General features: G+C 53.7%; 12 protein-coding genes. All 12 read right to left on the bottom strand.

Annotated features, from left to right (window positions below; translation table 11 throughout):
• The coding region (gene pilV / locus OWK27_RS21245) for a shufflon system plasmid conjugative transfer pilus tip adhesin PilV (protein WP_267591188.1) at positions 1-1128 on the bottom strand (1128 nt) is incomplete at its 3' end.
• Positions 1125-1799 carry a prepilin peptidase gene (locus tag OWK27_RS21240; RefSeq protein WP_267591187.1) on the bottom strand — a complete coding sequence of 225 codons (675 nt, stop codon included), beginning with the start codon at positions 1797-1799 and terminating at the stop codon, positions 1125-1127. The genes pilV and OWK27_RS21240, both read right to left, overlap by 4 nt.
• Positions 1784-2341: a lytic transglycosylase domain-containing protein gene (locus tag OWK27_RS21235; RefSeq protein WP_420713011.1), complete on the bottom strand. Its 558-nt coding sequence runs from the start codon at positions 2339-2341 to the stop codon at positions 1784-1786. The genes OWK27_RS21240 and OWK27_RS21235 overlap by 16 nt, the downstream gene beginning before the upstream one ends.
• A gap of 9 nt (positions 2342-2350) precedes the next feature.
• Positions 2351-2965 carry a type 4 pilus major pilin gene (locus OWK27_RS21230; protein WP_267591186.1) on the bottom strand — a complete coding sequence of 205 codons (615 nt, stop codon included), beginning with the start codon at positions 2963-2965 and terminating at the stop codon, positions 2351-2353.
• A 13-nt stretch (positions 2966-2978) separates the two neighbouring features.
• Positions 2979-4073, bottom strand: a complete 1095-nt coding sequence (locus tag OWK27_RS21225; RefSeq protein ID WP_049222121.1) for a type II secretion system F family protein — start codon at positions 4071-4073, stop codon at positions 2979-2981.
• Entirely contained in the window at positions 4066-5625 is a 1560-nt protein-coding gene (locus tag OWK27_RS21220) for a GspE/PulE family protein (protein ID WP_194514634.1), read from the bottom strand. Before OWK27_RS21220 ends, OWK27_RS21225 begins: the two co-directional genes overlap by 8 nt.
• A gap of 2 nt (positions 5626-5627) precedes the next feature.
• Complete coding sequence (pilP, locus tag OWK27_RS21215; RefSeq protein WP_080298886.1) at positions 5628-6143, bottom strand: type IV pilus biogenesis protein PilP; 516 nt, start codon at positions 6141-6143, stop codon at positions 5628-5630.
• Positions 6127-7431 carry a type 4b pilus protein PilO2 gene (gene pilO2 / locus OWK27_RS21210; protein ID WP_047345402.1) on the bottom strand — a complete coding sequence of 435 codons (1305 nt, stop codon included), beginning with the start codon at positions 7429-7431 and terminating at the stop codon, positions 6127-6129. The genes pilP and pilO2 overlap by 17 nt, the downstream gene beginning before the upstream one ends.
• Before the next feature lies 1 nt (position 7432).
• Positions 7433-9109, bottom strand: coding sequence for a PilN family type IVB pilus formation outer membrane protein (locus OWK27_RS21205; RefSeq protein ID WP_047625933.1), 1677 nt, complete (start codon positions 9107-9109; stop codon positions 7433-7435).
• 14 nt (positions 9110-9123) lie between these two features.
• Positions 9124-9561, bottom strand: coding sequence for a type IV pilus biogenesis protein PilM (gene pilM / locus OWK27_RS21200; RefSeq protein ID WP_022649971.1), 438 nt, complete (start codon positions 9559-9561; stop codon positions 9124-9126).
• Positions 9561-10658, bottom strand: a complete 1098-nt coding sequence (locus tag OWK27_RS21195; RefSeq protein ID WP_267591185.1) for a toxin co-regulated pilus biosynthesis Q family protein — start codon at positions 10656-10658, stop codon at positions 9561-9563. Before OWK27_RS21195 ends, pilM begins: the two co-directional genes overlap by 1 nt.
• Positions 10659-10673: 15 nt before the next feature.
• Positions 10674-11180, bottom strand: a complete 507-nt coding sequence (locus OWK27_RS21190; protein ID WP_267591184.1) for a hypothetical protein — start codon at positions 11178-11180, stop codon at positions 10674-10676.
• Between the last annotated feature and the right edge of the window lie 6 nt (positions 11181-11186).

Raw genomic sequence — 11186 nt, 5'->3', positions numbered from 1 at the left:
TTGCGCAAGTAGCCCAGAATCCTTGAGAGATGACTGGCATATATCTCCATAGTTTTTTCCAGAGTTCACTTCCCAGACCATTCGCTCAAGCTGTGTGGCTGGCGCATTCCACGCACCGGATTGACAGGAAAGTACGCCGCCATTGGCGTCACGGCTTATCAGCCCGTTAGGGTAACAGGCCATGCCTGCAACGTTGACCTGCCCTAGTTGCAAAACACCGCCAGCCGAAAGGTTGCCTGACGCTTTGACTGTGGCACCAGATACCTCGTTTGTTGCCGTAATATTTCGTCCGGCGCTGATGTCGCTTTCGGCACGTACCGTAGCTCCTTTTACTTGTGCTCCCGCTGTAATATTTTGGGTGAAATTACCGTTCGCTCCGCTGACGTTACTGGTGAATATTCCGTTTGAACCACTTACGTTTCCACTAAATGCTCCTGTCTGCCCATTAATGGTGCCAACGCTGTTCAGGTTATTTCCACCCATATCGATGGCTGTGTGCATCTTATTCAGGTCGGGGCGGCCATTAACCTGAAAACGGTACAACCTGTCGTTATCCTCCTGTGCACCAGATAACTCATCGGTTGAGAGGAGCACGACGATATGCCCGTTTCCGGAAGTAGCTCCGTAGCTACTCAGCGGGATTTTCCACGTCCGCAAGGCTCCAGTGGCAGTTTTACCGTCATCGATGTATCCTCCGAATCCGGTTTTAATATCCCGCGATATCAGCCTCAATGCTTTGGCCGGATATACACTTCCACCGCTTGATACCACCATTCCCTGCAACAATTCCGTGTTCTGCCCGTTTCTGACCAGATACGTGTTCATACGCTGACCCTGGCTGTTTGTTTCGGTAAAACCGGACGGCAGAAAACCGGTATTTTTAAGCATGGCTGTGGTGATCACTGTCGGCGCGGTAGTGCTGGTTGCACTTAACAGCGTCGCATAATTTCGCCCGATGTAGCCACGCGCTGCTGCTGCGTAGGTACTGATATGGGCTGCTTCAACCTGCCAGTTTTTCTCCTGTTGCCAGTCCTTGTATTTAGTGAGTCCAAAGACGGCCATTGCCATCACCACCAGGAGCGACAGAGCGACATCAAGATTTGCCCAGCCACGATCATGCATTTTCATAGAATCGATATCCATACAGGTTGATACAGAAGAGTGAGCTGGAAAATACTCCCGCTAAGACAAAGCCAGGGTCCCAGTGGTCCCTCTTTTTTCCCCGATATATGCCAGGTTAGCAGCCAGAGAACAAAGGCTGCTGCTCCAAACAGAGTGACCAGTGCAGCATCTTTCCCCCCCATCCAGGCAGTCAGGCCAGTTATCAGCCATAAATCCCCCTGACCCAGACGCTGAGTGCCCCGGTTTACCAGGACACTCAGTAGCGCCATCAGACTGACTGTTACTGCGATCTCCGCCAGTTGTGTAGATATACCTTCAACTGAAACGTCTGATGCTGCTCCCCAGAGCAATCCCCCAAGTAACAGCCGTACTGTGAAAGTTCGTGGCAGATATCCACTGACTGCGTCTGTGCTCCCGGCCTGAAGAAGGAAGGCCATCATCACTATGGCAGCTGCCCGATCAGCAACAGGAACCGGTGCAAGGGCGGCGATCATACTGAAAGTAGCGAAGAGCCAAATCCCTGCCGTCAAGGTTGTTTTCTGTTCCTTAACGTTTATCGGTTGCTCCTCCAGAAATTCGAGCACGCGGCACATCAGGCCTCTGCCAATGAGTGCGAACCCCAGTAGTAACGGCAGACTCCATGCTGTCGTCAGACTCGTAACTATGATGGTTCGCATATTCGCTTTCCTTTCACCTGTCGACAGACGCGAAGACCTTTCAGCTCCAGATAGAACCCCCAGATACGGTTGGCATATTGCTCACGGGTTTCGTGCCGATCCTTACGGAATCCAGCGTTGTAAGACCCGAGGCAATTCCAGGTCACACCACATACCTGAAAGTGGCTGGCCAGGATCCACGCCCCTATCTGAATGTTCAGACAGGGGCGCTTCAGCAGGTCTTCTGCCCCCTGGATGACACCCATCCGGACGAGCTTAGGAACATGGGTTGAGTTAATCTGCATCAACCCATAGTCCGTGCTGACCGGATTACCCTTTTTATCCCGGTTGGTGTTTGTGACCCATGGACGGAACGAGGACTCCCCTTTGGCCACTGCCTTAAGCAGCAGTGGCTCGATCTGGTATCGGGCACCGGCATTGTTAAAGCAGGCATCAAAAGTCGCAGGCGGGGAGTTCGTGCTGGCCATCAATGGGCCGGAGGAAAAGGACAGAATGAGCAGCGTCATTACCAGGCGGCAGGAGAGAAGGCGTTCTCTCCGCATGTTGTCTCCTTAGCTGTTCATCGTGAAGATCAGCTTGTTGGTACCAGTGCTGCCATTGTCAGCTGTGCATTGCGCGCTGGCTTCTTCAGTTGTCACGACCCCATCACTGTGCGCCGTGGAGTTGACGGTGATCGCATCAGCAATTTTGGCGCGACTGAGTGCTGTGACGAGCGAGACGCAGGCACCCTGAGGAACCATTTCGTAGGTCAAAGAGAATCCATTTGAGAACCCGGAGACTGTGACAGGTGACAGTGTCACGGAACCACCCCATCCATTATAAAGCGTGGCGGTGCCGGAAGAGGGGGTACCACGTACAGTCATACTTTTAGGCTGAAGTTTCATCTGGATAAGCGAGCCCATCATTTTGGCACCGGAAGTGAATGTGTATCCATCTCCTCCTTTCATCATGTTTTGGGTGCTTGTGATGAGCGACTGAATGTTCGACGACTCCTTACCTACGTTGACGTTATTTTTGAGGGCGAAGTATCCCGCAAGCACGAACCCGATGACGGCCAGCACGATTAGAGCAAGACTGCCCTGCTCAAGGTAGCCCCAGCCGCGGGGGTGAGTAACCGTCTTAGTTGGTTTGTATGGCTGAGAAGTTGGTTCAGAATTAAATTGCATGGTTTTTCCTCATTTAAAAAGAGCCCGACGAGTTGCTTAGGGCATTGATATCCATAACGACAAAGACCAGAAGCAGAAGCATCATGATCATTGACAGGAACATGAATCCACGGACAACGACAGCACGTTTTGCTACGCGCTCCAGGGTTTGCTCAAGCCAGCGCTGACCGTAGTTGATGATGATTTCATCGTCTCCATCACCCTGGAGAAGGGAGAGGAAGTTGGCCGCTTCCTGCGACGGGAAATCGTAACCGCAGTCCTTCAGGGCCAGTCCGAAATGTTTACCTTCACGTACGTGTTCGGTAATTGCGTCGATTCGGACTGCAAGCCAGGGGGATGCAGTTTCCTGCAGGATCTCCAGCGCGTCTTTGGTTCTTACGCCGGACTGTAGCAGTGCACCAATGTTCAACAGGAAGGTCGCGCCCTGAATATCCTTATAAACCGACCATGGCATCAGCCCGTCGAATACACGACGAAGCCTGTCAGGGCGATGCCAGCGCGGGAGGGACCAGACCGTCCAGATAATTAACGCGGTGGCGGCGATGCCGGTTATCACTCCATACTCACCGAAAAACACTGAGATCCCGTAAAGAAACCCTAGTGCCCCGGTCCAGCTCTCTGGCGGGCTGATTTCTGTAAGCGTGGCAAGTAGCTCGGTATTCAGTACATAGATGGAACTGGACAACATGATGGCAAAGCCAATCGGATAGATGGCCATCTGCCATACAGCTGCACGAATACGCTTACCCGCGTGTGTCAGGGTACAGGCGTATCTTAGTGAGCGTGGAAGTGACTCACTGCGTATGCCGGCGCTTATAACGGAAGCTTCTGCGGCAGGTAGCCATCGGGTGAGTGTACGCTCAAGCGTTTTATCCCCGCTGTTTTCCCTTAACGCATCAATGCAGTCGTCCGTCAGCTCAACGTAGGGATGCCACTTCTGTCCGAAGTTCGTCCAGGCATTGCGCATTTTCTCCAGAGAAGGCTTTAGTTTCTGTCGGTTTTCAATCAGAAACCGCAGCGCTTCATAGAACTGAACCCGGTACTGTCCGCTGAACGTCTTACGAACCAGGGTATAGCGGAGTCGTTTCAGGAAATGCATTTCACGCATCATCCACCTCCAGACGTTCATCTTCATCGAGTGGAATGATCCGGTTGGCCATCAGCGGGTCGACCAGTCCGTCATTGATTTTATGAAGGACGTGCCGGACACGGCTGATCCCCTGCATGTTGTTTATCCAGAACTGGCGAGCTGCGACCTTGCCGTCAGTTTTCAGCAGTTTAAAAAGACGGTTATTGGTCTCAATAACCTCGGCAATGACGGTACGTCCCCTGATACCCTGACCGACTTTGCCACGCACCTGGCCGTTGATCTCCACCACCTGTGTGCACGCTTCACACCCGGCCGGGTTATGAAAATAGAGCCTGTCGGTCGAACAGACGCCTTCTATATTGCAGTATTTCTCCAGCCAGTCCTTTTCCTCCTCACTTAAGGTGTTGACCTTATCCAGCCAGGATATACGACATTCCGGACATAGCGTGGGAACCAGGCGCTGACTTATAAGCCCGATTAAAAGCTGGGCATCACACAACAGATTTTCGTTAACGCCGAGCGTAACCATACGCTCCGGGATTCCGAGTGCTGAGTTTGTGTGCAGGGTGGTCATCACCAGGTGTCCGGTCTGGGCGGCATAAATGGTGGCCTGCATCGAGACAAGGTCACGCATTTCACCCTCCATAATGGCGTCCGGATCCAGTCGCAGCGCTGACGAGATAGCTTTTCCCCAGGCGATACGTACTGCTTCCTCATCTGATTTGTCGCAGATGATCGGCGTCTGAACAGCTCCCACGACCTGCCCCTCAAGTGGGTCTTCGATGGTCAGAAGGTGTTGTCCAGGGTTGGTATCCAGATATACACGGCAGGCGGTACGGAGCGTGGTGGATTTACCGGAACCAGTTGGTCCCGAGAGGATGATCTTCCCTTCAGGTCGGTCAATCATGCGTTTCAGCAGCTTGATTTGTTCGGGGAGATAACCCAATTGCAGGAAGTCAGGTACGTTGTTACCGTCATCCGGAATAAGTCGCATAACCGCAATCAGCCCATCGCCAGTTGGACGGTGACTGTAGCGGGCACCAAACAGTCCTATTTTCCGCATCATGGCCGGGGAGAGTCGTGCATCCTGTTCCCTGTGTGGGTAGAAGCTGGTTTCTGACACATCCGACATCGAGAGAATACAGGTGGCACAGAGGGACATTCCTTCCTCCCGCCGACGTTCATCCACCACATGTAAATAGCCGTGGACACGCATTTTGACCTGGAAGAGCGAATCAGAAATCAGAAAGTGAATATCTGAGGAACCGAGCTTTTTGGCCACTGAAAAATAGTTCAGGATCCGTTGCTCACTTTGGCTGCTGTCTCCATCCAGGTCTGCCAGAGTTAATCCTGTCTTATCGCTGGCCTGCGGTTGAGCTTCCTGCTTTTTCCGTGCCTCTCGTAAGTCTGAGAGAGTGACAAACCGATGTTTGATCCCCGGGTGTTTGTTCATTAAGTCCATCAGCGCGGCCTGTACACCTGGGACGCCTCGCTGGTTGGTATCGATGAGGATTTCTTTCCTGTCACCGTCATCAAACAGCAGAAGAGATTCTGCAGTAATAGCGCTCATGGTTAGTCCCCAAAGGCAAGCAGTGTGCCATCGCTGAGTGTGACGCCGGCTAGCGTAATGCTCTTGACTGTGCTCTCCATCCCTGGAATACGGCTTCCCGGCGATACAACCAATGACTGTCCTGATTGGAGTTGCAGTGTGGCGCGGAGGTTTTTATCGCGGCCGTTAATCTCAAGAACGACAGGGCGATTATTCATGGTAACCGGGCGTGCAGGCTGACCGGGCAGTGAAGTATCGCCGAAGGAGGCACCGGGAAGAGCGGTGGCAGGAGTGCTGGCGCTGGATTGATTTTCCTCAAGCTGGCGCTGCAGTTGCGCCCCCTGAACTTCTGCCTGAAGAATAACGTTTCGTATATGCAGCTGTTCAAGCTGCCCTTTTGTCACACCGGGTGTCAGATTCCCTGCTGGCTGTGATACCTGTTGGTTCGTTGACTGAGAGGCCTGAACGGGTAAAGGCCCGAATATTGACAGCAGGAGCCAGAGTGTCGCCTGCCGAAGAAATTTACTTTGCTGACGCATAAATTTTACCTTCAGTGGTATAGCTGAACGCACTTCCGTTCAGCTCGAATGTTAAACGGGTAAGTCGGATACCAGTTTCATCCAGACCGTCGAATAAGATGATGGCGGGGAGGGGCGCGGAAAAACTAAACGCGTATTCCTGCCAGTCCTGCACAGGAGGCGGTTCTCCGTTCGACCCCGGCAGGACTGGAGGCATGGCTACATCGGTGATGTTGAGTGTGATTTGCTGACGCTGGAACCAGGAGAGGATGCGGATGAGCTGCAATGAACTGTCAGGCACTGCTTCATCTCTGAGTGGTCTGTCCGGGGGCGGTAATGAAATTCGGGCTTCCCGCCCCCCCTCCTTGAGATTGAATAATGGCGTGACACCGAAGACCTCCTGACTGCGAGCGAGAAACCCTTCAACTGTGCCACCGGGCATAATCTGGTACAAAAGGGTTATCCCGTCAGGAGAGCAGGTCCCGGATGCCAGTTTCCAGCTCCCCAGAACATGTAGCGCCGGATCGGTCTTTCTCTGACAATCCTCGATCAGAGCCTGGGCTGTTACCTCGCGTGCCCAGGGATGAGGCAAAACCTTAGGTTTTGCCTGACTGGCGAACATTGCGCGCGCCCTGGCCTGTATTTCTTCAGCGGTGAGTACCGGTTCCTCCGGTGGTGTGGTCGTCTGCCACCAGGCAATGGCGCCTGAGCCGAGCAGCAGTATCGCGCAAGCCAGTAACCAGCGCTGTCTCCGGAGCCCATCTACATGCACACGGCATTGCTGTCGCCTGCGTGCAGATAGTCCGGCAAAGAGACTGTTAGCATCAAGGGGGTTTTCCACTGATGCCAGACAGTCCCAGCCTTCTGGGGGCGGTTCATTCATGCTCAGGAACAGTGTCAGCAGCTCCTGCATTTTGTCCGCACTCCCTGTTTTATCGGCAGTGACGGCAGGCACACCATTAATACTGGCCAGAAACACGAAGTCGGTACTACTCAGCCGATAAATGCCGTATCCATTTCGTGTGCTGGCACAGAACGCGAGTGCCAGCGAAAAGAGCTGGTGACGGCGATAACGGACGGGCAATCTGCCACTCCCTGCGACTGATTGCCCTTTTTCCCGTGTATTGAATTGTCCGGTTGAGGTGTGGACGCCAACGCCGTCTGTTCTTCCGGAACGTGATTTTATTAGTTGAAATGACGGCAGCCGAAATTTCTGTTTTTCCGTTGGCGCCCAGTCCATCCCCGCCAGCCAGTAACGGCTGCGGGATTTTCCATCCCGGATTGTAAACAGGTAATCCTCATCCTTCATTTCAGCCTCCGGAACTTTGCGGGAATGTCGGTGTGATCACGATGACCAGGGTGGTCCGTTCGTTTTTACCTGACTGACTTCCGCCCAGGAGCGGGTTCCCTGGCGTGAAGGTGCCGGATTTATTGACGGAGGTATTGTTCTGATCAAAACCAGTAAGGATCAGCGATTGCCCGGCCCGGAGATTTGCCTTCTGGCTCAGAGAGCGCAGTTTGGTATATGGCATCTCGATGTAAGAGTTCCCGTCTTTTGACGTGAAGTTACGGATGGTCGGTGGATCTGACAGGTTGAAGTTTACCTGTAGCTGAACGTTACCTGTTTCCTGAATCAACGGTAACAGGGTCATGTTGAAACCGGTGGTGATCATCCCAGGAGTCAGCGTTGTAGTGGCACCGACATCGGTGGTTGTCGTTGTAGCCGACTGCGCTACATAGACCGTCTGATCTGCCATCTGAATAGGCACGGGCGTCAGGTTAGTCACGGTACTGGACTGAGAAGTGACGACGCTGACATCGCCCTGTTCTGACAACGCTTTCAGCAGAAGGCTGGAGCCAGCAAACTTCGCGGCATTACCAGTAGCGGTATCAAGAATGGACGCGCCGGCAGAAATACCACCAGTGAGATCCCCTGTCGCGTTGTTAAGCGTGGCGCCAGCAGAGTGCAGTGACTTGTACACCAGGTTCCAGTCAATCCGGAAATCTTCGTTTCGTGAGTTACCGACGCTCAGGACTTCAACATTCAGGGCTACCTGCCTGTTCATGATGAGATTTTGCTCGTTCACATAACGGGCCACAGCGGCCTGTACTGACGGCGTGTCCGTCACAATCAGTGAGGAGCTGGAGGAGGACAGCCAGTAGCGACCTTTGTTCGGGGTCAGCATCGACTCCACAGCTTTTCGCAGATCAGCATACAAATCGTATTCCTGCCCCGTGGTTGTGCTCTGGGAGGTTGTGGATTCGCCGGAGGCGGAGTTATCTGTACCACTGGTGGCTCCCATACTGCTGGTCGTCCCTGAGCTGACGCTCGACGTGCTGGACGTTTTAGTGTTCAGCATGGCCAGCGAATAGGTCCGGGTTTCCATCAGATAGAACACGATAGTTCCATTATCCATTCGCCAGTAGAGACCGCTACGGCTGGCCATCAGATCCAGAAGTCCGCCCAGATCTCCCTGCCACATCAGTCCGGTAAGGTTCAGGGGCTGACTGGTTCCTCCAGTCGGCAAAGAATTTACGCCCCCCAGACTGGCCAGTGGCGTCCGACCGCTGTCATCAGGTGGTGGTAGTGTGCCACTCATCTGGCGTGTGACGCCGGTACTGACGCTGCTCTGGCTGATATCAAGGGCGTCAGGAGTAAAAATAACGGGGGTTCCACACAGCGCGGTGATGCGTTGTGCCAGTTCCTGTAGCGTAATTGTATTTTTTGCCTGGGTGATATTGCATGACGGAGCCTGGCGGTTCCGTTCACGAACGGCGACCGGGATAGGACTCGGATTAATCCACTGACGCTCCGTCCAGGTCAGTGGTTGTTGATGTTGTGTTCGCGGGAGCTGTGCCTGTGCGCGGGCTACCGTGGCGTCAGATTGTGCCTTAGTCTGCATTTTGTTGATTTCAGAGAAGGTACAACCTGCGAGCATGGCAAAGCAGGACGCCATCAGCAGGCGCCGCAAAAGGGTTTTCTTCATGGGGGAAATCCGGATTAGTTGAGGTAAACCACAGCGCCTTCAGGAACGCCCTGTGGAGCCGTGAGCCCGGTGGCCAGACCGGAAAGCCAGATTAACTGGCCGCTTCTCATGGTGCCGATGAGTGCCGAACCGCGACTCTGTGCCCGTAAGGCATCAACGAGTCCAGCTTGTTCCGGCATCCAGACCCACAATCTACTCTGAAGTAACCGGTACTGGATCCGGGCGTCGGGAGTAAAGGGAAGACCCAGCTGGTCAACTGGAACTGTTCCATTCGTTTGGCCAGTTTTGTAACGCCAGTCGTTAACGCGGTTGGCGATAGTCAGGATCTGGGAGGCATAAAGCTGGCCGCTCTGCGTCTGTATTGCAGTCCGGCTGGTCTGATTTTGTTGCGAATCTATATCACCGACAATCAGGAAAAATATCATGCTGATTGCCAGTATGACCCAGCCCATCACCGACCTGCCGGAGTGTCTGTGACAGATACCACGCACTGCAGGCGGGAAGCTTCAGCATAAAGCGGTTTCTGTGCTGAACGGTAAAGGTCGAACATCTGACCGAGCATGGTTTCAAATGAGCCGCGGAAGGTCAGTGGTGCGTCAAGCCGATAATCCGTCACGGATACTGGCCAGATAACCGTCCAGTGCGATGATGCGCCTGATTCACAGCGGGTATCCTGCGCCCATTTCATCAACATTTCCCGAAGAGTCGTTCCCGACGGCGCCAGCCAGGTTTTGCCCTGAACCACAGGTGCGACTGGTTCCCCGGTGGCTGGTTGTGCTTTAACTACCGCTGTTGGTGCCTTCACCGGTTTTGTTGTTACAGAGGATGTACTGGTTTTAACCGCTGCCGGCGGTATGGGTTGGGTCACCTCCGGTCCGCTGAACGGATTTCTCGGCGCGCCAGACGCCTGTGGCGGAGCAGGGAGGTTTCCAGTGGACAGTGCAGGGACGGTCATCTGAGCGGTTTGCCCCTTTCGCTGCAATGTGACGGCATGACGATCCCAGTCCAGCTGACCCTGGATGGATTGCTCTGTCAGCAGACGGTTGAGCACCCTGGTCCACTGGTCATTGGTGTCGACCGAGACGATACGGGTATTCAGTACAGGTCGCAGGGCATTCTCATAGTTCAGCGTCCAGCCAGTCGGAATGATGCGCCTGACCCACTGTTCGAAAGTGAGGTTACGCACCGGTGATAATGACAGAACGGCAACGGGACCTGGTGTGCCGGTAAATGTGAGTGCCGGCAGCGCTGGATTCATGATGGGGCTCACTGAGCTGACTTGTTTTGCGGAGGAGGCCATCTTTGTTGGTTGCGGCAGCGGGGAGGTCTGCGATGTTACCGCTACAGATGTCGGCTGGCGTACAGGAACGGGAGTGGCCGCCGGAGGCGCAATTCGCCTCTGTGTCTGTGTAATGATATCGGCACTATCGCTGATCTGGCCGTCGACAAACACGAGCGCAGGTGTGTCAGGAGCAATGTTACGGTTATTAAATCCCGCGCAGCTGCTTAACAGCGAGGGTATTAACAGGGGCAGGGCAAGTTTTTTCATGATGATCCCCGGGGGTTATTCGGTGGGGTGAACGGTAATACGTGGAAAAGCACAGTTCGCGTCAAAACCGGTACCGCTGATCAGAACATCGTCTCCGCGCGCTATCAGAATTTTTTGCTGTTGAGTTATGTAATTTTGCGAGGGCAGGTCTATCCCTTCCTCGGCTGAGCCAGCTGGGAGTTTTGATAATTCGGGATGGCAGGCGTGTCGTACCGCCAGTGAAACGAGTTGTTTGTCATCCCCTGCATCGCTGACGACAGCCCTGACCGTGGTTCCATAAGAGAGAGTGCGGTATTCCTTACTAACGATTTTCCCATCTTCCGTAGTGACCGAATTTACATAGCGTACGCTGTCTGAGTTGTCGAAAGTAACAGGTTGGCTGAGCGGCGCATCCATCCTGAGAGAAACCACTTTTTGTACAGAGGCTGATTTGCCGTGAGTTATGTCAATACGCTGAGCGGGCTGTGAGGACGAGCAGGCGCTCAGGATAAGCGGCAATACGGCAAGGGTAATATGTTTCATGTTTTT

Origin of the sequence: Enterobacter cloacae complex sp. 2022EL-00788 (assembly GCF_026627565.1) — a bacterium.
GTDB lineage: Bacteria > Pseudomonadota > Gammaproteobacteria > Enterobacterales > Enterobacteriaceae > Enterobacter > Enterobacter pasteurii.
This window is presented reverse-complemented; position numbering and strand designations above follow the sequence as displayed.